This is a genomic window from Priestia sp. YIM B13551 (assembly GCF_042787905.1).
GTDB lineage: Bacteria > Bacillota > Bacilli > Bacillales > Bacillaceae_H > Priestia.
In genome coordinates, this window is the sequence record NZ_JBHZOX010000001.1 from 1,378,363 (window position 1) to 1,400,226 (window position 21,864).

The 21,864-nt window shown below is 38.6% G+C and carries 17 protein-coding genes; 3 read left to right on the forward strand and 14 right to left on the reverse strand.

Features of this window, described 5'->3' with window-relative positions; translation table 11 throughout:
• Positions 1-118: 118 nt before the first annotated feature.
• From ACFX4N_RS07005 to ACFX4N_RS07015, 3 genes are all read right to left on the reverse strand, one after another.
• On the reverse strand, positions 119-835 hold the full coding sequence (locus ACFX4N_RS07005; RefSeq protein ID WP_098449060.1) for a YjjG family noncanonical pyrimidine nucleotidase: 717 nt from the start codon (positions 833-835) through the stop codon (positions 119-121).
• A gap of 36 nt (positions 836-871) precedes the next feature.
• Positions 872-1,564: a Crp/Fnr family transcriptional regulator gene (locus ACFX4N_RS07010; RefSeq protein WP_013056257.1), complete on the reverse strand. Its 693-nt coding sequence runs from the start codon at positions 1,562-1,564 to the stop codon at positions 872-874.
• Between the two features lie 172 nt (positions 1,565-1,736).
• A complete protein-coding gene (locus ACFX4N_RS07015; RefSeq protein WP_192100637.1) occupies positions 1,737-3,110 on the reverse strand; it encodes an amino acid permease in 1,374 nt (457 codons plus the stop codon).
• Positions 3,111-3,400: 290 nt separating this feature from the next.
• Here ACFX4N_RS07015 and ACFX4N_RS07020 point away from each other — a divergent pair, with 290 nt between their 5' ends.
• Together ACFX4N_RS07020 and ACFX4N_RS07025 are read left to right on the forward strand one after the other, a co-directional pair.
• Positions 3,401-4,015: a LysE family translocator gene (locus ACFX4N_RS07020; protein ID WP_057238410.1), complete on the forward strand. Its 615-nt coding sequence runs from the start codon at positions 3,401-3,403 to the stop codon at positions 4,013-4,015.
• A 184-nt stretch (positions 4,016-4,199) separates the two neighbouring features.
• Entirely contained in the window at positions 4,200-5,342 is a 1,143-nt protein-coding gene (locus ACFX4N_RS07025) for a SpoIIE family protein phosphatase (protein ID WP_013056254.1), read from the forward strand.
• 28 nt (positions 5,343-5,370) lie between these two features.
• On the opposite strand, the gene ACFX4N_RS07030 is transcribed toward ACFX4N_RS07025, so the two are convergent.
• The 11 genes from ACFX4N_RS07030 to hxlR form a co-directional block, all read right to left on the reverse strand.
• The gene (locus ACFX4N_RS07030) at positions 5,371-6,225 is read right to left on the reverse strand and encodes a CheR family methyltransferase (RefSeq protein WP_098287240.1); all 855 of its coding nucleotides are present in this window, start codon (positions 6,223-6,225) and stop codon (positions 5,371-5,373) included.
• An 18-nt stretch (positions 6,226-6,243) separates the two neighbouring features.
• Positions 6,244-8,997 (reverse strand): CHASE3 domain-containing protein, encoded by a 2,754-nt coding sequence (locus ACFX4N_RS07035; protein WP_377261095.1) that lies wholly within the window; start codon positions 8,995-8,997, stop codon positions 6,244-6,246.
• 477 nt (positions 8,998-9,474) lie between these two features.
• On the reverse strand, positions 9,475-10,527 hold the full coding sequence (locus ACFX4N_RS07040; protein ID WP_029324194.1) for a pyruvate kinase: 1,053 nt from the start codon (positions 10,525-10,527) through the stop codon (positions 9,475-9,477).
• Between the two features lie 146 nt (positions 10,528-10,673).
• Positions 10,674-11,555: a glycine betaine ABC transporter substrate-binding protein gene (locus tag ACFX4N_RS07045; RefSeq protein ID WP_192100635.1), complete on the reverse strand. Its 882-nt coding sequence runs from the start codon at positions 11,553-11,555 to the stop codon at positions 10,674-10,676.
• A 21-nt stretch (positions 11,556-11,576) separates the two neighbouring features.
• The gene (locus tag ACFX4N_RS07050; RefSeq protein ID WP_013056250.1) at positions 11,577-12,440 is read right to left on the reverse strand and encodes an ABC transporter permease; all 864 of its coding nucleotides are present in this window, start codon (positions 12,438-12,440) and stop codon (positions 11,577-11,579) included.
• Between the two features lie 2 nt (positions 12,441-12,442).
• Entirely contained in the window at positions 12,443-13,696 is a 1,254-nt protein-coding gene (locus tag ACFX4N_RS07055; protein ID WP_192100634.1) for a quaternary amine ABC transporter ATP-binding protein, read from the reverse strand.
• Between the two features lie 80 nt (positions 13,697-13,776).
• Positions 13,777-14,925 (reverse strand): aromatic ring-hydroxylating oxygenase subunit alpha, encoded by a 1,149-nt coding sequence (locus ACFX4N_RS07060; RefSeq protein WP_192100633.1) that lies wholly within the window; start codon positions 14,923-14,925, stop codon positions 13,777-13,779.
• Positions 14,926-14,991: 66 nt separating this feature from the next.
• A complete protein-coding gene (gene solA / locus ACFX4N_RS07065) occupies positions 14,992-16,152 on the reverse strand; it encodes an N-methyl-L-tryptophan oxidase (protein ID WP_053487048.1) in 1,161 nt (386 codons plus the stop codon).
• A gap of 30 nt (positions 16,153-16,182) precedes the next feature.
• Positions 16,183-18,606, reverse strand: coding sequence for a GcvT family protein (locus tag ACFX4N_RS07070; protein WP_199866505.1), 2,424 nt, complete (start codon positions 18,604-18,606; stop codon positions 16,183-16,185).
• A gap of 362 nt (positions 18,607-18,968) precedes the next feature.
• Positions 18,969-19,610 (reverse strand): 3-hexulose-6-phosphate synthase, encoded by a 642-nt coding sequence (gene hxlA / locus ACFX4N_RS07075; RefSeq protein ID WP_013056245.1) that lies wholly within the window; start codon positions 19,608-19,610, stop codon positions 18,969-18,971.
• Positions 19,611-19,811: 201 nt separating this feature from the next.
• Positions 19,812-20,177: a transcriptional activator HxlR gene (hxlR, locus tag ACFX4N_RS07080; protein WP_013056244.1), complete on the reverse strand. Its 366-nt coding sequence runs from the start codon at positions 20,175-20,177 to the stop codon at positions 19,812-19,814.
• A 164-nt stretch (positions 20,178-20,341) separates the two neighbouring features.
• Between hxlR and zwf the strand changes: the two genes are divergently transcribed.
• Positions 20,342-21,856 (forward strand): glucose-6-phosphate dehydrogenase, encoded by a 1,515-nt coding sequence (gene zwf, locus ACFX4N_RS07085; protein ID WP_377261102.1) that lies wholly within the window; start codon positions 20,342-20,344, stop codon positions 21,854-21,856.
• Positions 21,857-21,864: the final 8 nt, after the last annotated feature.

Consider the following 21,864-nt stretch of genomic DNA (forward strand, 5'->3'; position numbering starts at 1 on the left):
AGACCAATATCCCTAGCGTATTTTAAGCCTTTGAAAGCCATAAAATAGAAAAAGCGCCAACCCTTTTTGTTTAAAGAAAAGGTTAGCACTTTTTGCGTTCTCTAACGTTTATACACTTTTACACTTGTACCGAAGCTACTTCATTATTTACGTTTAGCAGGTCATAAAGCTCTTGAAGCCTTCCTATTTCATAGGTTGAATTCCAATTTGTATCATTCTTTTTTTCCTGAGGATTAAACCAGCACGTGTCAATACCCGCTAGCTGCCCGCCTTGAATGTCTGCACTCAAAGAATCTCCAACAATTAATGTTTCATGTACGGACAACTCTTTTATACGTGAAAAAACATAATCAAAATATTCCTTCATAGGTTTTTGAAAGCCCGTATCTTCTGAAACAAATACTTCTTTAAAATAAGGATATAGACCTGAGTCCTGAAGGCGCTTATATTGCGTAGCCGATACGCCATTTGTAACAACATATAACTCATAGTGACAGCTCAGGTTTTTAATTACTTCAATTGCTCCGTCAATTAGCTGATGACCATTGTTCAAATACGTTCGGTACTCCGCTTCAAGTAGCTTTCCGTCTTTTTCTATTCCATATTCTTTACATAGAGTAGAAAAGCGAGTATTTACAACTTGCTCACGGCTTATTTTATTTTCTTCAAAAGCTGTCCATAACCCCTGGTTTATCAAGCTATAACGTTTTTTGCTTTCCTCAGTCAGCGGAATATCGTGGTTAGCAAAAAGAAGCTGTAAAGCCTGCTCTTCAGCTGCGTTAAAATCTAAAAGCGTATTATCAATGTCAAATAGCAGCGTTCGGTATGTTTTCATTCTTCTCTCTCTCCTTCAACTAATCTATTACTTTGTCTACTCGTATATATTGTCGTTTGCTAGACAGCTCAGTTTTTCCTTATCTTTGAGAATAATGGAGCCTTTCTTTTTTTCAATAACTCCTTGCGCTACAAATTTCTGAAGAACACGATTTAAATGCCGGTAAGTCGTTCCGATTAAATTAGCTATATCTTTTAAGCTTTCTGTTTTTTGATTCATAACCAAATGCGATTCTTCACAAAAAATAGAGAGCAAGTAACTAGCCAGCCGCACTTCAACTGGGTACATTAAATTAAAGCTTAGCGAGTTCGATTTTGCGCAAAACTTTTTTGTGAGCATTTCCAGTAAAAACGTCAGCAGCTGTGGATCATTGCTCGCATGCTGTTTTAATCGTTTGTATGGTATACCGATAACAACTAAAGGTGAAACGGCTTCAACCGTATTCATAATATCAACATCTTGTACATACTCAATATCGCCTATTACTTCAAGGGGCTGTTTAAAGGAAAGAACAAGCGTCTTGCCTTCGGGCGATATGGTATAAACTTTAACCTTGCCTTTCATCAATATGTACAAACAGTGAGACGCATCTCCTTGAGAACAAAGACGTTCCCCTGCCTCGACATCATACAATGACAAATGCGGTAGTAACTCTTTTTTGAAAACCGACTCTAATTTATAAGTATTTATATACTCCATCAGCTGTTTCTCACTCGTAATTTCCCTCATGTTTTCCTCTCCATCATAACGGTTTCTTTTATTAAACAATAACATTTCCTAAAATAAAAAGGACATATGTCTCAAATAAATTTTTAATTTTTACGTTATGTTCATAGCTCACTTTCAAGATAAATATATACACAAAAAAGACTCTAGCTTGTTCGCTTAGAGTCTTTTTTTGCTAAACGCTCTTTTTATTTCTACCGTATCCAACGTAAATAAAGACGCCAATCAGCATCCAGCCGATTGAATACATCCACGTTTTCATTGATAAGTTGAACATAAGAAAGATACAGCAAAGAATAGCAATAATCGGAATAAATGGTACAAAAGGTACTTTGAAACCGCGTTTTAGGTTAGGCTGAGTTTTTCGTAGAGCCAAAATCGAAAATGAAACGGCAGCAAACGTGACAATCGCTAGCATATTCGCTAAATCTGCCAGCTGTTTTAAATCAACAAAACCAGCTACAACAGTGCCTAACGCGCCCACAAGCCATGTGGATATGACAGGTTCGCTGTTTTTTCGGTTTACTTTCGCAAAAAGAGACGGCAATAATCCATCATGGCTCATTGACATCAGTATGCGAGGCACGACAAACAAATAAGCAAATACGACGGCCATAATACCAATAACCGCTCCTATAGATACAATGAGCGCTGCCCATTCTTGTCCTACACTATTGAGCGCATATGACAACGCATCGCCTACGTTTAGCTCTTTATAGGAAACCATTCCTGTTAATACTAATGCAATTACTACGTAAATGACTGCACAAACACTTAGTGCAATCAAAATGCCTAGCGGCAAGTTTCTTTGCGGATTTTTCACTTCTTCTGCCGAAGTAGAAATGGCATCAAATCCGTTATAAGCAAAAAAGACGGAAGCTGCGCCTGCAAAGATTCCTTTCACACCAAAAGGGGTAAATGGGTGCCAGTTATTTGTATGAATAAAAAAGACGCCGACGGCTACAAATAAAAGAACAATACCTATCTTGATTAAAACCATTAAGTTATTTATTTTTTTACTTTCTTTTACCCCTCTTGTTAATAAAAACGACATGCACAGCACAATAAATACTGCCGGAAGATTAATAATACCTCCATCGCTCGGTATGGCCGTGAACGATTCAGGAAGTCTAATACCAAATTCAGTAAGCACATTATTCACATAAGATGACCATCCACCCGCTACTGAAGCTAAAGATACCGTATAGCAGCCTACGATGGACCACCCTATTAAATGCGCTACAAATTTTCCTAGTGAAACATATATGTATGTATATGCGCCTCCCGAACTTGGAATAGCTGAACCAAATTCTGCATAACACAGCGCAACAAGAATACAGGCTACTGCAGAAATAACAAAGGAAATGGAAACCGAGGGCCCTGCATCCCTGGCGGCAACTAACCCTGCTATAACCAGAACTCCTGTCCCAATAGTTGCTCCTACTCCCATCAAAATCACATCAAATAACCCTAGTGTCTTAGTTGATTCTTTTGCTGCATTTTCCTCTAACAGCTTGTTAACATCTTTTTTTGCAAACAGATTACTCATGATGACTAACCTCTCTTTATCTCATTACGAATGACTACTTTTTAGTGGTAGATCTTTCTATATATGTAACAGTGAATTATTTTACTACATTTAATTTTCTGTGTAAAATAATTTAGTTTTTTAACTTTTTAATGATTAAAACAAATTTACTAGTGATGTTTTTTTATAACACCATCATGATGTACCCGAACAGACTAAAAACATGTGTTAACAACTTTCTCAAAATTGGCTTCATTCACGATTGCTTTTGTACTATACTAAAGAAAAACTTCATAGGAGCAACGTAAAAGATGAACTTATTTTATTTTCTAAAGGGGTTAGTGATCGGTTTTTCCGTTGCTGCTCCCGTCGGTCCCATTGGTATTTTATGTATTAATCGCACGTTATCTAAAGGGCGATTACACGGATTTGTATCCGGGCTGGGAGCAGCTACAGCAGATGCTCTTTATGGATGCATCGCTGCGTTTGGCCTAACGTTCATTACAACCTTTTTACTAACCCAAAAGATTTGGCTTCAGCTGATTGGGGGATTATTTTTATGTTATTTAGGTGTACAAACCTTTCGTTCTCAACCTGCAGAGCACGCTGCCGCTGCTAAAGGAGGGGGTTTGCTTCGTTCTTATACATCCGTTCTTTTTTTAACGGTTACGAATCCAATGACGATCTTATTTTTTATTGGCGTATTTTCTGGTGTAGGCATTAGTAAATCAGCATTTGATGTTGCTTCTGCTTTGACAATGGTTGCAGGCGTATTTTTAGGATCGGCCTGCTGGTGGCTTTCGCTCAGTTTTGCTATTAGTCTTGCCCGGTCGAAGTTTACGAATAACAGCTTGATCTGGGTAAATCGTATTTCGGGAGCAGTTGTACTGACTTTCGGGATATTTGCGTTATACAAGTTGCTATAAAAAGTAATTCGTCTCCTTTTCTAGGAGGAAATTACTTTTTAATAGCAAAGAATAATCTTAAAAAATACCCTAAACGCTGTCTTTTCTGTATAATAGATAAATAGAAAAACAGAAAAAGTATAAAAATGCTTGAAAACTACATACTCAATCATTAGTCTTCAAACATAATAAGGGGAAATAAAGCATGACCATTCTTCTAGTAGATGACAATCAAGTCAATCTATTTGTGATTGAAAAAATTTTAAAAGGTGCTGGCTACGATAACTGTGTGTCTCTTACGTCTGCCCATGCCCTTTTCGACTATCTTAACCTGGACGATGAGAACTCAAAAACGAATTCGGTCGATTTGATCTTACTTGATATTATGATGCCCGAAATTGATGGAATCGAAGCCTGCAGGCGAATTCAACAGGTAGAACGCTTAAAACATATTCCAATCATCTTTGTCACAGCTCTAGAAGACAGCAGCAAATTAGTAGAAGCTCTAGACGCCGGCGGAACAGATTACGTCACAAAGCCGATTAATAAAGTGGAACTGCTGGCTCGTATGCGGGTAGCCTTACGCCTTAAAGCAGAAATTGACTGGCACACGGAACATGAAAAGAAAATTCAAACTGAGTTAGATTTAGCTACGCACGTACAGCAAAACTTACTCAGTCCCCCTTTACGAGAGAAAGATATTCAAATGGAAGTTTCATATTATCCTTCTTTTAAATTAGCGGGTGATATGTACTATTGGCACAAAATTGACGAGCATCGGTACGGAATTATTCTTTTTGATATGATGGGGCACGGCATCTCTGCCTCGCTTGTTTGTATGTTTATTTCGTCTGTGCTCAGAGAAGCTATCAAGTCTCTCATAGACCCTGAGCAGGTTATTACAGAGTTGAATCGCTACATGGAATTATTGCACAGCGAAAAAGATGAAATCCCTTACTATTTCACTGCTATTTATTTAGTGATTGATACGGAAGCTAAGACAGTAGAATATGTGAATGCCGGGCATCCAGAAGGTTATATGTTAGTGGATGAACATACGCTCGTTCCTCTTCAACGAGGAAGCTGTCCTGTAGGGTTTTTTGAAGAAATGGACGTTCAGAAATCTGTTGTCAGCTTTGAAAACGATGTGCAAATTTTGCTATTTACAGACGGAGCTCTTGAATCAATGGGCCCTTGCGAAAATGAATCTGCTCTTCGTCTTCAAAAGCTTACTGAACAAAAATGGACAAATCCGCAGACATTTATGAATGAAATTTTTTCAGAAGAACAAAAGTTAAATCAGCCTGATGACATGTGCGTGCTTATGATTCAAGCACAAGCAGAATAAAAAAAGACCTCATAAATGAGGTCTTTTTTTATTGCTTTTGATAGATGCGCTCGTTCCCTGCAAACTCGATATAAGAAGCTTCTCCTTCAGCAAAGCGAAGCGTTTCTTTATCACCAAGCCCAAGAAATCCTTTTGCACACAGGCTTTCTGAAAATAAATTATACACTTGATTTTGCAGCTGAGCTGTAAAATAAATAAGGACGTTTCGGCAAATGATGACGTGAAATTCATTAAATGACTGATCCGTGACTAAATTATGCTGAGCAAAGATAATATTTTTTAACAGCGACGGATGAAAATATGCATAGTGATGGTCCGTCTGATAATATTCCGAGAAGGCGTTCTTTCCACCGGCTTGAATATAATTTTTTGTATATGACTTCATTTTACGTAAAGAAAAGGCACCTTGTTTTGCTTTTTCTAATACATCTTCGTTCATATCGGTTGCGTAAATGACCGTTTTATCCATTAACCCTTCTTCTTCTAAAAGAATCGCCATAGAAAATACCTCTTCACCCGTTGCACAGCCAGCGTGCCAAATGCGAATTTCCGGATAATCCTTTAATACCGGAATCACTTTTGTGCGAAATGCTTTAAAAAAGCTTGGATCGCGAAACATCTCTGTTACATTTATCGAAAAATCATTTAAAAGCTGATTCATAAATTCTTCTTCATGAATCGCTTTTTCTAACAATCGAGATACGGTTGGAATACGTTCAATTTTCATTCGATTATAGACCCGGCGACAGATAGAAGATTTAGCGTACTGTCTGAAATCGAATCCTGTTAATCGATAAATAGCCGTCAGCAGTAAATCAATCTCTAAATCTGTTTTTTTATTCATAACTAAGTCTTCACTTAAATCTAGGTGCTTCATATCCATTTATGTTTCATACCCCGCTTAATTTACTAGCCATACACGCATAACGGAGAACAGCTGATTTAAATCTAAAGGTTTGCTGATATAATCTGATGCTCCAGCTTCCAAGCATTTTTCACGATCATTTTTCATCGCTTTAGCGGTTAGTGCAATAATAGGCAAATCAACAAGCTTTAGCTCTCCTCTAATTTTCTGCATCGCTTCATATCCGTCCATTTGCGGCATCATAATATCCATTAAAATGAGATCAAATGGTTCACTATTCTTCATCATTTCAAGACACTCTATTCCGTTATGAGCTGTCATAATGGTCATACCTTGTTTAGCTAGCGCAGTTTTTAAGGCAAAGATGTTGCGCTGGTCATCATCTACGATGAGCACTCGCTTATCCTGAAACACATTTTCATCATCTGGCAATGAAGGTTCAACTGGTTGTACAGGATGGTCAATTTCAGTTATTTCTGCTTCAGGTTCAGCTTTTTCTATAGATACTGCTACTTCTTCATATGCAAAATTTACTTTTTCATAGTCAACAAGACCGTTAGAGAGACTAGGAAGATAGAGTGTAAACGTACTTCCTTTTCCTACTTCACTGCTTAGGGAAATCCAGCCGCCCAATAATTTTGCAAACTCACTGCAAATAGATAAGCCAAGTCCCGTTCCTCCGTACTTGCGAACCGTAGCTCCATCCGCCTGCTGAAACGCTTCAAAAATAAGCTGATGCTTTTCTTTTGGTATACCAATCCCTGTATCAGCTACAGCTATTTCTAGCCAGCAATCCGTATCCACTGTACGCATAGCTGTTGTAAGACGATGGTCAGCCACTCGTTGAATGGATACTGTGACAGATCCCGATTCCGTAAATTTAAATGCATTTGATAAAAGATTTTTCACAATTTGCTGGAATCTCTTTTCATCTGTGTGAATGATGTTCGGTACATCTTGTGCTTTATTAATTTTTAATTGTACTTTTTTCTGTTCAGCAACGTGGCTGAAATTACGTTCAATTTGATCTGGAAGCTCACTCATATTCATCTCAGCAAGCAAGACATCTAGTTTTCCAGACTCTACTTTTGATAAATCCAAGATGTCGTTGATTAATGCCAACAAGTCTTTTCCTGAAGAATGAATAATACGAGCATATTCTTCTTCATCTTCAGATAGCGTTTTAGCCGAGTTTTCCTCAAGCATTTCAGACAAAATAAGAATGCTGTTAAGCGGTGTTCGAAGCTCGTGCGACATATTAGCAAGGAATTCAGATTTGTATTGAGAATTCAATTCCAGCTGATGCGCTTTTTCTTCTAAATCTTCTTTTGCAGCCTCTAATTCAAACGATTTTTCTTCTGCATCTTTTGTTCTTTCTTCTAGCTGCTCATTAATCATACGCAGCTCTTCAGACTGCATTTGCAGTTCTTCTGATTGTGTTTGAAGTTCTTCAGACTGAGCCTGGAGCTCTTCTGTCATCGCCTGAGATTCTTTTAATAGACGGGCAATTTCCATACGTCTGATTACACCATTGATAGTGAGACCAAACGTTTCAATCACTTGACTAATAAGTTCTTGCTCTAAAACTGTAAATTCGTGCAGCGATGCCAGCTCGATAACTGCAATTACTTCATCTTCAAACAAGACGGGTACAATAAAAATACTCTTAGGTTTTACGTCTCCTAATCCTGAAGCAATGAGCTGGTACGTGTCAGGTACATCGTTTATGACAAGGGTTCTTTTTTCTAAAGCAGCTTGTCCAATGAGCCCTTCGCCTATCAAAAAGCTCTCTCTTCCCGCGTCGCCTTTTCTATCTGCAAAAGCAGCTTGTTTGATGAATAGATCTCCTTTATCATTTTCCTCTCGAACATAAAATGCTCCGAAAGAAGCTCCTGTCATTTCTGAAACCGTAAAGAGAAATTTTTCCGCAAGCTTGTCTACAGATGCTATGCCTTGGTACATCGTTACAGCATGAGCAATGTTCGTTTGAAGCCAGTTTCGCTCTTCAATATTTTCTAACAACGCGTTCGTGGCTATCCCTAAATCTTTAATTTCATCATTAGATCGAACTTTAATTCTTCCTTTTAACTCGCCTTTTGAAGCCGTAATTCGTTTGATCGTTTGCGTAACTTCTTTAATCGTATTCACAATGGAATTGGACAAAACAATAGCGATAGCAAGTGAAATAAGCGTAACAAATAACAGCAAACCGTAAAGTCCAATTTTAATTTTTTGATTTTTCTCGTCTAACTCTGTTGCTCTTGTTTCAGTCGATTTTTTCTCTACATTTCTAAAAGAAGTAAACTGGCTGCGTATATCGTCCATATACTGGCGCCCAGGATCTTTCTCAAAAAACTGCTGAAGCTCTTTTGTATTATTTTCTTTTTTTAATGCAATGGTCGGTTCACCAGCAGCTTCAATCCAGTCTTGAATGCTTCCTTTAATCTTCTCCAGTTTCTCCTGCTGATTTGGATTATTATTTAGAAGCTGATACAGTGCATTATAATCTTTTTCCCAACTTGATGCTGCGCTGTTATAAGGTTCTAAGTAACTCGCTTCTCCTGTAATAATATAGCCTCTTTGTCCGGTTTCCATATCGAGCAGGTGTTTTTCAATTCGATTGGTCAGATCATGCACTTCAATATCATGATCAATGATAAAATTTCGTTCTTTTTGCAAAGATGAAATTTGACTGTTTAAAACAATAAATGCAATAAATAAACAGACAATAACAATTAAATATCCAATAATAATTTTGGATTTGATGCCAAACCTCATTTTCTTTTCCATAATGTTCCTACTTTCATTCTAGATATTCTTCTAGAAGCATTCGAAAAACATGTTTATTTTTGCCGCTGGACAATTTCACTTTCAGTACACACTCTCCACTCCATCTTCCTTTACTTGATAGGGCTTCTCTCTTTTTCCTATCAAGTCAACATTCCTATTATACACTCTATTTTTGTACAGAAGAATATTTATTGTGCAAGAGGTGAAGATTAATTCCCCAATTAGAAATTGACGTTTTAAAACTCCATATAAAGATAAGCCCATGCCTTTAAAGGCATGGGCTTATCTCGTAGTATATTTGTACACAATAAGGTAATGAAAAGTAATTTATGCTTTGGGGAATCACATAAATTATGACAACATAGGTATAAATAAATACTTACATACGAAACGTAAAGCATTCATTATTTAAATTGTACTTGGACAGTAGAAAGCAATGCCACTTTTTTAAATTTACATATTTACTTGCTGCACTTTTTATCTCGAGCTCTTTAACATTGTTAAAAACTCTGAGAGGCTAGGGGCGTTTTTATTTAAAATAGTTTCAGCAAAATAAGATATTTTATAAAGAGTTTCTATGCTTTCAATCGGATATTTTCCAGCTGCTGTTTCAGCAGAAAGCATCACTGCATTCGTTCCGTCAAACACCGCTTGAAACACATCTGTCACTTCAGCTCTTGTGGGAATCGTGCTGTCTACCATTGATTGAAGCATTTGTGTCGCTGTGATTACGTATTTATCGTGCAACCGGCACTCGTGAATTAATATTTTTTGCAGTAAGGGAATCCATTCATATGGAAGCTCTACTCCTAAATCTCCTCGTGCAATCATAATTCCGTCGCCTTCTTCACATATTCTCTGAAAATTTTCTATAGCTTCCATCGTTTCTACTTTTGCAATTAGCTTTGGGGTATTTGGATTTTTTAAATGGATAAAATCTTTAATTTCTTTTAAATGCTCAGGGGTTCTTACGAATGAACAAGCAAGAAAATCTACTTTTTCTTTCACCAAGAATCTGATATCTTGTTTATCCTTTTCAGTAATGGCTGGTAAACGCACGCGAGTAGCTGGTAAATTTACTCCTTTATGTGAAGAAATAACGCCGCCTTTTTTTACTTTTGTGACAAGTTTATCTTCTTCTACTCTTTCAACAATTAGCTCTACTTGGCCGTCATTCATTAAGATTTTGCTTCCTTTTTGAACATCCTGCACGATACCCTTGTAATCAACGCTGGCTCCCTTTTCATTTCCTAATACCTCCTCTGTATACAAAACAAAAGAGGTTCCTTCTTTTAACACCACTTCTTTTAGTTTCATCACTCCAAGCCTAATTTTAGGACCTTGCAAATCTCCTAGGATTTGAATAGAGGGATCTAAAAACCTTACTGTATCTATAATTTTCTTGTGGCTTTCATGCGACCCATGAGATAGGTTCAGCCGAGCTATTGTCATTCCTTTTGCTAACAGTTTCGCTAGTACATCTTCTTTATTACTAGCAGGCCCAATTGTACAGATTCGGTCGATTGCCATCGCCTTTCACCATCCTTTTAACATAGGATGCCCACTTCAATGAAAGAGATAAGCTTCATATAAAAATAGTTATATTCCCACAAAAAAGCCGTCTCTAAGTCAATAGCTTCACTTATGAGACAGCTCTTTTATTTTCGTTCTCTTCTTTATTTCACCCAGCTTCCAGCCACTTTTTTATTTTTAGAAATCCAGTTTTTTACGCCTTTTGTTTCGTCTTTTGCACTGTTAATTTCTGATTCCAACGATGCCAATTGATCAGCACTAATAGAAAAATCTTTCAGCCACTTTGCTGCTTCTGGATAATCTTCTTTAAATGCCTTTTTGCTAATCGACTGTATTTTTTCAGGTCCAGTTGGATTCATCGTATTTTTGGGATCTTTTAAGTATCTGAGATTATACTTTTCAAAAGCCCAGTGCGGGCGCCATAACGTAACAACAATGGGTTCTTTATTAGCAATGGCTTTATCTAATTCCGATAACATGGCGGCTGTGCTGCTTTCTACTAAATTCCAGTCTGTTAACCCATAGCTTGGCATCGCATGATCTTTAGTAAGACCGTTTATTCCAGATCCTGGTTCAATACTAATAATCTTTCCGTTAAACTCATCTTTCTTATTTTTTAAATCAGCTAGTGACTGCGCGTCTACGTAGTCGGGAACGGCCAATCCGCTATCTGCTTGATCATACCAAGTACCGAGCACATCAACTTGTTTTCCAAATCTTTCCATATAAGAACTATGGGTGGTCGGCATCCATACATCCAAAAATAAATCAATGTTTCCTTGAGCAACTCCTGAGAAAAGCGGAGCTACGTCGCTTTGAACTGCTTTAACTTTATAACCTTTTTCCTCTAATAATTCCTTCCATAGAAACGTAACAGCTACGGCTTCGTCCCATGGTATGTATCCAATTGTAATTTCTTTTTTAGTCGTGGTGCTGCTTGCCGTATTGCTATTGCCACATGCGGAGACAAGCAGCATAATGACGATTGTTAGCATAATAAAAGAAATTTTTTTTGATTGTTTCATATACTCCCACCTTTATTCATTTTATTTACTTGATTGAATACCTTCTCTTTTTTGAGTAGAAAGGTGCGTCAGACGATCTAAAATAACGGCAATAATGACAACTGCAATCCCACCGATAAATCCTAAGCCTACATCCAACATACTGATGCTTCTTAATACCTCAGCACCCAAGCCCCCTGCACCGACCATTGAAGAAATAACAACCATCGAAAGAGATAGCATAATAACCTGGTTTACACCCGACATAATCATAGGCAAAGCGAGCGGCAGCTGGACTTTAATTAATTTTTGCCATTCCGTCGCTCCAAAAGCTTCTGCCGCTTCTAAAGTGGTTTGGGGAACTTGCTGAAGTCCAAGCAGCGTCAGACGAACGGCAGGCGGCATTGCGAAAATAAAAGTAGCAATAAGAGCTGTAACATTCCCTAATCCAAATAAAAGTACGGACGGAATTAAGTAAACAAAAGCAGGCATTGTTTGCATAATATCAAGAATGGGCTTTATCACTGCTCCAACTTTGTTAAAGCGGTGTGATAATATGCCTAAAGGAACGCCAAATAGAAGTGAGATAATAGTAGAAGCTAAAACGAGAGATAAGGTCAGCATCGATGCTTCCCATAAATTCAAGCTAATAATAAGAAGTAAACCAAAACACGTAAATACAGCTATCTTCAAATCTGTTAACCATAGCGCTAATAGAACAAAAACAACGACCGTTACTAGCGGAGGAGAAGCGGTCAATACCCATTCGAGACTGCTTATTAAGCTGGTCATTATCTGGTTGATTCCAGTAAATACACCTGAAAAACTATCAATCATGTAATCAACAAATGAGTTTGCCCATTTATCTAAAGGGATACGAGGAATCGTCGCGGAATTTACCATCATATTTATCGGACCTCCATTTGATATGACTTAACTTCTTGTTGCTCGGTCACTGCAGTACGCTCAGTGAGATTTGCAATAAGAGTGTTTGGGGAAATCATACCTTGTAGGCGATGATGATTATCAACAATGACTACAGGCGAATGACTGTCTGTAAATAAAGGAATCATTTCTTGTAAAGACATATCCGGATTAACACAATGCGGCTGTGTCATTTCTTTTCCTTTTAAATCATGCTTATGAGCTTCTATCAGCTCCATCACCGTATAAATGCTTATTAAGCCCAATAAGCGGTCAGCACTATCAAGAACAAAAATAGTAGATAAATGATTGGTTCTCATTCTTCTTAATACGACTTGCGGTGATTCATACTCATAGGCAGCCGTTTCTACCGGAACCACCGCGTCTTTAGCAAGGCGAATTTTGCCGTAATTAACGTCTTGAACAAGCAGCTTTACATAACCAGTTGCCGGTTGACTTAAAATATCTTCAGCGGTTCCAAGCTGTACAATTTCCCCATCTTTCATCACGGCAGCCCGGTGGCCTAAAGTTAATGCTTCATCCAAATCATGCGTCACAAAAATAACTGTTTTTTGTACTTCTCCCTGAATATCAAGAAATAGCTTTTGCATATCTCTTCGAATAAGAGGATCTAAAGCTGAAAAAGGCTCATCCATCAGCAAAATCTCCTGTTCAGAAGCAAGAGCTCTCGCTAATCCAACCCGCTGCTGCATACCTCCTGATAATTCATAAATTCTTTTATAAGCTTGTCCATTTAAGCCCACCATTTCAAGCGCTTTTTTCCCTCGCTTTTCTCTTTCGTTTGCTGATACACCTTGTATCTCTAGACCGAACGTAATGTTGTCAATCACGGTGCGGTTTGGAAGGAGGCCCACATTTTGAAAGACCATCCCAATTTTATTTCTCCGGACTTCCTGAAGCTGTCTTTTTGGTATATGAGAAATATCTGTGTTTTCTAGATATACCGTCCCTTCCGTCGGTTCTACAAGCCCGTTCAAGCATCGAAGTAAAGTAGATTTCCCGCTTCCTGATAATCCAATTAACACAAAGGTTTCTCCCTTTTTTACTTCGAAATGAGCATTGTAAATAGCAACGGTTGTCTTAGTAGCTTGTTCGACTTCATATTTACTTTCTCCAGCTTCTCGTAGCTTAAGAGCCTGTTCTTTTTGGCGACCAAATACTTTTGAAACATCGGTAACGCGGATAATGGGTTCTGTTAGTTTAGAGCTTGTACTCAATTTATTTCCCCCTTATTTTAAAGTAGATTGTTAGAGGTGGTCTGACACCTTAAGGTAACGTATCAGACCACTTCTACTTACTATTCGACCTTCATACCGATTGCTTCCAATACATAATTGTAAAAATGAGAAACGTGCTGTTCGATAGGTACTAAAATACCTCCTTCTTTATAAGATTTTGAGCTCATATTTTCTTGACACCACTCACACGCTTCAAAGTCTTGTAAATTAACGCGGTGAAATAATTCCACGGCATCTTTTGGGTCAAAATCAGGCTTAGCCATTTCTTCCGGGTCGAATAACCATTCACAAATCACTTTAGACTTTTCCGCACTAATTGGAATAATACGATGAATAATAACGTGATCCGGTGTTAAATTGATAAATACAAGCGGCAGAACGGTAATGCCAAAATACGTGCGGTCATCTTCAGGAAGCAATCCTTTTAGCATAGGACGGCTTCCTTTCCCGCTGATTGAAAAAGCTTCTAATTCATTCCCAAACTTAGCTCCGCCTCCCACGGAACTTTGAGTGCCGATTCCCGAACGAAATTCAGGCAGCGTTGCCGTAAGTTCAGGATGAATAGAGGAACAGTGATAGCACTCTTGAAAGTTTTCTACAATAAGCTTCCAGTTTGCCTCGACTTCATATTCTTCACGATGAGCGGATTTCAAGTTTTGAATTTCATATCTAGCAAACGTATAAAGTTCTCCAAAACGATCAAAAATTTGTGCGTCTAGCTGATATTCAACAGACATAGGATTGTCAGATAAATTAACCCAAACCATGCCGTGCCACACTTCAATGTGAACGGATGTTAGTCCGTAATTTTCATTATGCACGAGTTCTTCTCGACAGTGGCTTGTGTTAGGAGCACCTACTAAATCACCATCTAAGCTATAGCTCCACGAATGATATGGACAGCGAATGACACCTGCTTTACCGGATGCTTGGCTGCACAGCTTAGCTCCTCGATGCCGACATACGTTCAAGAATCCACGCAGCACGTGATCTTTTCCTCTAGTAATTAAAATATTTTCGCCTTCAACTCTCGTCGTAATATATTGTCCTGGTTCTGCTATTTCGTATTCAAATGCAACTAAACTCCATGATTTAGAAAATATATGATCTTTTTCTAACTTAAAAATGTCCGAAGATGTATACAGCTCTCCTTTCAACGTGGGCTCAAGTCTCCCATTATCATTCACTAAACCATGTTCCATAACCATTTACTATTCCTCCTTCGCTTCTTTAGAAACATTTAAATAGAACCATTCGCAAGAGCTGACGACAATTTATACTATTTTATTCGCCGCAAATCGCTGCGGAGTAAACAAATCAATTGGGTGATTAGTTTTTCCCTCTATCACTAAATCTGCTAAAATCTCTCCTACTACGCTTGCAAACTTAAAACCATGTCCAGAAAATCCCGCTGCAATCGCTACTTGAGGATATTCAGGATGCAGTGAAATGACAAAATGTTCATCTGGTGTATTGGTATACATGCACGTTTTCCCTTGTAAAAATCGACCGTTAAGCTGCGGAATACCTTGAGCTAGATAGTGCCGCATCATGTTCACTTCGTCTTCATATATATTTCGATCAATCGTTTCCGGCGTACACGCTGTTCCTTTTCGGAAAAACGCCACTTTTGCTCCTTCAGCCTTTAATCCAAAAGAAGGGAAACCATACAACTGTACATAATCATCTGCTTCCCAAATATAAATCGGCTGTTTTCCCACTGAAAAAACATCTATTCCTTGTGTTGGTTCAAAAAACATTTGCACATGCCGCTCTACTTGTAAGCTAACACCTAAATCCCGTAATAAATCGGGTGCCCAAGCGCCTGCAGAAATAATGATTTTTCCAGCTTCGTATATTCCATTAGCTGTTACAACGCGCACGCCTTCACCAGAAGGATGAGCTTCCCACGACACCACTTCCTTAAAAAAATGAAGCTCAGCTCCGTACTTTTCTGCTTGAAGAAGGTGAGTATATACGCTCGCTTCCGGCCTAACGAATCCAGCTCTTTCTTCATATAGAGCAACCGTAGCAGGTGAAGGTGTAAACGCCGGAAACCGTTTGTAAATATCCTTTGCTTCTAGAATCTCATACGCAAGATTCCACTGTTTAGAGCTTTCGATGCTTCCAGAAACCGTCAAGCTATCAGGAGGTCCCATCATAAGTCCACCGGTAACCGTAAGAATTTCTTGACCGCTTTCTCTTTCAATTTCATTCCATAATTCGTAGGCGCGAAGCAATAATGGAACGTAAGCAGGGTCTTCAAAATACGACTGTCGAATGATTCTAGAACCGCCGTGACTCGATCCTAGGTCATGAGCGGGACCGTATTGTTCTAACCCCAATACCCGCTGACCTTTTTTGGCGAGCTGATAAGCAGCCGTACTCCCCATAGCTCCTAATCCGATAATAATGACATCATAATGTGTTGACATCTGCATTCCTCCTGTCTTTCGATTGATCAATTAAACTACCGCTGGGGAGTGTGTCATCATTGTTGCTTTATAACGCTGACCAAAGTATTCAACTTCTAAAACCATTTCTTCATGTACAGCTTGAGATAATAAAGTGTGTACAATTCCTTTTCCTAAGCTGTATGAATAGCCGGCACTTGTAACAAATCCGAGGGCTGTTTCCCCATAAAAGACCGGTTCATATCCCATTACTATCGCTGAAGGATCATCTAATATGAGCGTCGCTAATACTGTTTCAGAATCTTTTCGCTGACGATCAAGCAATGCCTCTTTCCCAATAAAAACTGGTTTTGTTAAATCAACCATTTCATGAAGGTTAACTTCATATGGATGATGCTCGCTCCAAAAGTCTTTCCCGCTTTTTAACGAAAAAGATTCAATTCGAAGGTTTTCAAGAGCTCGGTCTCCCGCGGCAATCAGCTGATAAGGCTGTCCTTGTTCAATTAATAAATCCCATAAATTCAGGCCTTGATCAGAAGTCGTAATCAACTCCCAGCTCTCCATTCCCCCGTAGGAATCACGCAGAGCAAGAACTGAACTATTTTCAATAAACAGGGTTTTCGCTTGCCCTTGAAGCCAAGTGCTGCTAAGGTCTGAGCGTTGAACCACGGACTTCATTACTCCTGTAGCTTTAGGACCAATTAATGCTATACTGCATGTCCCTGACGTTACATCTTGAAAAACAACTTGACCGTCTTGAGGCACGTGTTTTTGAATCCAGCTTGCTTCTACAGCTCCCGTACAAACAATCAAGAAAGTGGATATATTTTTGCGAATAACCGTTATTTGATCTTTTATGCCGCCTCGCTCATGCAACATACACGTACGTATGCTTTGACCTACTGTAATGTCTATATTTCCTGTCGTTAGCTTCTGTAAAAACTGGAGAGCTCCTTCCCCTTTAATCTCCAACCTTTTCTTTGCTGCCGTTGTATCGTAAATCGCTGCGTACTGACGAGTATGCAACTGTTCAGCCTCGATAATTGGTGACCAATATTCAGCGGACCACCCCTTTCTTATTACCATCTTCTTTTCATATGTGGATATAAGCGGATAGTTAGCTTCATACCACTGCGGCTGCTCCCACCCTGCTTTTTCGTTAAAATACGCTTTTAGTTCTTGCTGACGCATATAAAATGGACTTACGCGCATGTTTCGCGATACTTTTCGCTGCATAAATGGATGATGAATGCTATAAACCTCTTCATACTCTTCAATAGACCGCTGTTTGTAATAAACAGGGCTGCATGCATACGTATCGAAACGATTAATATCGCATAGCTCCAAATCCACAGTCGGAGCACCATTCATCACCCATTCGGCCATTTGCCTAGCGACACCTGCAGAGTGCGTTACCCATATGGCTTCCGCTACCCAAAATCCCCCTACTGCTTGTGATTCGCCAAGCAGCGGCATCCCATCAGGTGTGAAGGAAAAAATGCCGTTCATTCCTTTTTTTATTCCTGCTTGTTTTAATGCCGGAATTAATTCCATTGCATCTTCCCACGGTTTTTCAAAATCTTTTGGTGTAAAGGGTTTAACAGAAGGCATTTCTTTTGTTTCTCCGTATTTTGTAATGTCACTGAGTTCGACTGGAAACGGCTCATGCTGATATGATCCAATCCCAAGCCCTTTCTCTACCTGACGAAAATAAATTGCATTATCCTGATCTCGAATAAGAGGAGTCGCGGTTTCTTCCGTTTCTCCGTTTAATTCAAGTAAATCATTTGTAAACACATATTGATGAGCCATCGGCTGAAGAGGAATCGTTACACCGACCATTTCTCCGATGCGAGGCCCCCAAAATCCGGCACAGCACATGATTACATCTGCTTCAAATTTTCCAGCGCTCGTGTACACTGCTTTTACTTGACCATTTGTCACTTCGATATTCGTCACTTCTGTATGACCGTAAAATTCTACTCCGCACTCTTTAGAAAAACGAGTCATTTTATCAACGGCATGCAAAGGTTTGGCAATACCGTCTGACGGAACATAGAGACCTCCGCAAATACGCTCAGGACAAATCAGCGAATTTTTTTCCGCGCATTCCTGCGGTGAAAGAAGAAAAGCTTCGATTCCCCATGAGCTGGCAACACCAGCCTTTCTCTTTAGGTCTTCTAATCGCTCGGATGTACGGGCAACTTCTAAACTGCCGACCGGGTAAAAAGAGCGCTGTTCATCTGTACTCAACTCTTTAAAGGTCTCGACCGTGTGAGAAGCTAGTGTTGTCAGGATTTTTGAAAAGCTAAGCTGAAATACAAGCCCCGGAGCGTGAGAAGTAGATCCTCCCGTTTCAAACAAAGGGCCTTGCTCAATCACTGTTATGTTTCTTTGCCCCATTTTACTTAAATAGTAGGCAATGCTGCACCCGACAATTCCAGCTCCTATGACTACTATCCTCTTATGTTCCATCACTTCATATCTCCCTCCTTTTTTGGTTTAAAGATGTTAAATATTGTCGATAGTTAATTATATTTTTAATATTCATAATTTTCAAAGTATTTTGTCAAAAAGTGTGACATAGATTTTTTTGCACTTTCTTCCGCTAATGTTCGGATAACGCTTTCTTAACTTTAAAATCCCAGAAAAACCGCCGTCTTTTTCTTTCGAATAACGAATTTTAAAGAAACTATCTATCTGTCAAAATGACTCTTATCAATGAATGGTTATACTAAAAATGACGGAAAGAAGATAGCTAAAATAACTTAGCTATCTTCTTTTTAAACCATTTACCGATTAATTAATTTTGAAGGCCTAAATACTTTTGCTTATTTTTAGACCAAAGTTGCTTGTTTGACTACTTTTTTCATTTCTTCTGCAACGTTTCTTTTGTCTTTTTCACTTGTAATCCCCCCGCCTACAATCACAAGATCAGGCTGTGACTGCACAACTTCAGGAAGTGTATTCAGTTTAATGCCTCCTGCCACCGCTGTTTTTGCATTTTTCACAACTCGTTTAATCGTTTGAAGCTGCTCGAACGGGGTTTCTCCTTCAGCTTGAAGATCATACCCTGTGTGTACACAAATATAGTCAACACCGAGTGCATCGACTTCTTTTGCACGTTGTTCAAGGTTTTTTACATTAATCATATCAACAAGAATTTGTGTTCCTTGTTTTTTGGCCTCTTCTACAGCGCCTTTTATAGTCGAATCATCAGTAGCGCCAAGAATGGTAATAATACTAGCACCCGCTTCAGAAGCTTTCATTACTTCATAAGCACCTGCATCCATAATTTTCAAATCAGCTAATACCTTTAAAGACGGAAAGGCTTCCTTGATTTCTTTGACTGCTTTTAGCCCTTCGTTAATCACAACTGGAGTTCCAATTTCTACAATATCGATATACTCTTGAACCTCCTGCACTACTTCTTTTGCCTCTGAAATATTTACAAGATCCAATGCTAATTGAAGTTCCATACCTACTTCACTCCTTCATTAAATGGGGTTGTCTAGCATGAATTCATTGTAAAACCGTTACTTTCAAAAAAAAAGTAGGCACTTTTAAAACATATAGTCACTAAAAATATACTATGGACGCTTCAATGCAGCGTATCATTCGTATTTATGTTAGAAAATTCTGAATAATAAGGGTAGCTTTATCCTTTTCAACAAAAGATTTTAACCCATATGGCTGGAATTATTCATTTCAGGCTCTATAACGGTTTCCATATAATTTTTTCCCCACTCATCCATGCTCTCAAGGATGGGCATCAAGCTTCTCCCGTGTTCAGTCAAGGAATATTCAACTTTTGGAGGGACAACCGGATAGACTTTTCGGTGAACGATTTGATCTTCTTCTAATTCTCGCAGCTGACTTACTAACATTCGCTGAGTAATTCCCGGCATCATGGACTTTAACTCCCCAAATCGTTTCGTCCCTTCTTTTCCTAGGTGCCACATAATCAACATTTTCCACTTGCCTCCAATAATCGTTAACGTTAATTCCTTTTCACAGTTAAACGTTTTGCTAAAAAGTCTGCTCAATCCTTTTTCCTCCCTTTTTATGCGTAATAGTATAGTTTTAGACACTATATGAAAATAAAGTGTCTACTTATAAAGGAAAATTGTACCTGCTATACTGTAATCTGTAAAGGTGGTAAAAGACTATATTCACTGCAATAGACCGTTAAAATAAAGGAGGAGATCAATTGGGCAGTGTAGCTCGTTCACGTGATAATTGTCTCAAGTCTCATTCACCACAAGCGTTAGAAGTGGATTCCATGACCTTTATCTTATTTGGAGCAACAGGAGATTTAGCTAAAAGAAAAATTTTTCCTGCGTTATATAATTTATTTTTAGATAAAAAGCTGCCTTCTTCCTTTTCTATTGTTGGTACGGGTAGAAGCAACTGGTCTGATGATGCCTTTCAAATATATGTAGAAGAATCAGTAAAGACTTTTTCAAGGCGCTTTAGCCAAGGTGAATCCAAGATAAAAGAATTTCTTAAGACAGTTCGCTATCATAAAATGGATGTTACCAATAGTGATGGATATGACCAGTTGCTGCATGCTATTCAAGAAGGCGAAGCAGAATTAAATATTCCTGAAAATCGTCTTTTCTATTTATCAGTGGCTCCTGAATTTGTAGACGTTATTGCTTCAAATATAAATAGCGGCGGATTGGGATCTACAAAAGGCTGGAAACGCCTTATTATCGAAAAGCCTTTCGGACACGATTTACAATCTGCTCAAGTGTTAAATCAAAAGCTTACTGAAACGTTCAATGAAGAAGAGATTTATCGTATCGACCACTATCTGGGAAAACCAATGATTCAAAATTTGGAGGCTCTAGCATCTGCAAACCCTATTTTACAAGCACTATGGAATCATCACTACGTTGCAAATGTCCAAATTACAGCTAGTGAAACAGTTGGTGTAGAAGAAAGAGCGCATTACTATGATCAGTCCGGTGCAATTAGGGATATGTTCCAAAACCATATGCTTCAAATGCTTATGATGACTGCCATGCAGCTGCCAAAGACACTTAACATCGCAAAGACTCGCCAACAAAAGATAAAAATTATGAAAAGCCTTCGCCCTCTACAAAAAGAGTTTATCCATTCTAACGTCATAAGAGGTCAATACGAAGCGGGAAAAATCCAAAATCGTTCCGTTATAGGATATAAAGATGAGCCCGACATCAATGCTGCTTCCGTTAATGACACATTTATAGCAGTCCGGGTATGGATTGATCATGAGCTTTGGAAAGGAGTTCCTTTCTATCTTCGCACAGGAAAAAAAATGAGTAAAAAATGCACGCGTATCGTCATTGAATTTAAACATCCTTTAAAGGATGTTTATACAGACGAAGAAGTTATTCCCAACCTTTTGGTTGTCGAAATCAGCCCAAATGAAGGTATATCACTGCAATTAAACAGCAAAAACCCTTTGAATGACAATAAAATCGAACCGATTTTTATCAATTTCTCAACAAATCAAAAAGAAGTACCCGAAGCTTATGAACTGCTGTTATTTGATGCTTTACAGGGAGACTCCACATTTTTTGCTCATTGGGAAGAAGTTGAATTATCTTGGAAATGGGTGCAACCTATTTTAGAAGTTTTTAATGATGAACGCTTTCCTCTTCATTTTTATCCTGCGGGTACGATGGGACCAGCAGCTTCAAATCATTTGTTAGAAGACGACGGGTTTAAGTGGTGGTGATTACTTTT

What these genes read in the sequence shown, in the direction of transcription:
- ACFX4N_RS07005 (WP_098449060.1), bottom strand. Translation starts at nt 835, where the DNA reads ATGAAAACATACCGAACGCTGCTATTTGACATTGATAATACGCTTTTA.
- ACFX4N_RS07010 (WP_013056257.1), bottom strand. Translation starts at nt 1,564, where the DNA reads ATGAGGGAAATTACGAGTGAGAAACAGCTGATGGAGTATATAAATACT.
- ACFX4N_RS07015 (WP_192100637.1), bottom strand. Translation starts at nt 3,110, where the DNA reads ATGAGTAATCTGTTTGCAAAAAAAGATGTTAACAAGCTGTTAGAGGAA.
- ACFX4N_RS07020 (WP_057238410.1), top strand. Translation starts at nt 3,401, where the DNA reads ATGAACTTATTTTATTTTCTAAAGGGGTTAGTGATCGGTTTTTCCGTT.
- ACFX4N_RS07025 (WP_013056254.1), top strand. Translation starts at nt 4,200, where the DNA reads ATGACCATTCTTCTAGTAGATGACAATCAAGTCAATCTATTTGTGATT.
- ACFX4N_RS07030 (WP_098287240.1), bottom strand. Translation starts at nt 6,225, where the DNA reads ATGGATATGAAGCACCTAGATTTAAGTGAAGACTTAGTTATGAATAAA.
- ACFX4N_RS07035 (WP_377261095.1), bottom strand. Translation starts at nt 8,997, where the DNA reads ATGGAAAAGAAAATGAGGTTTGGCATCAAATCCAAAATTATTATTGGA.
- ACFX4N_RS07040 (WP_029324194.1), bottom strand. Translation starts at nt 10,527, where the DNA reads ATGGCAATCGACCGAATCTGTACAATTGGGCCTGCTAGTAATAAAGAA.
- ACFX4N_RS07045 (WP_192100635.1), bottom strand. Translation starts at nt 11,555, where the DNA reads ATGAAACAATCAAAAAAAATTTCTTTTATTATGCTAACAATCGTCATT.
- ACFX4N_RS07050 (WP_013056250.1), bottom strand. Translation starts at nt 12,440, where the DNA reads ATGATGGTAAATTCCGCGACGATTCCTCGTATCCCTTTAGATAAATGG.
- ACFX4N_RS07060 (WP_192100633.1), bottom strand. Translation starts at nt 14,925, where the DNA reads ATGGTTATGGAACATGGTTTAGTGAATGATAATGGGAGACTTGAGCCC.
- solA (WP_053487048.1), bottom strand. Translation starts at nt 16,152, where the DNA reads ATGTCAACACATTATGATGTCATTATTATCGGATTAGGAGCTATGGGG.
- ACFX4N_RS07070 (WP_199866505.1), bottom strand. Translation starts at nt 18,606, where the DNA reads ATGGAACATAAGAGGATAGTAGTCATAGGAGCTGGAATTGTCGGGTGC.
- hxlA (WP_013056245.1), bottom strand. Translation starts at nt 19,610, where the DNA reads ATGGAACTTCAATTAGCATTGGATCTTGTAAATATTTCAGAGGCAAAA.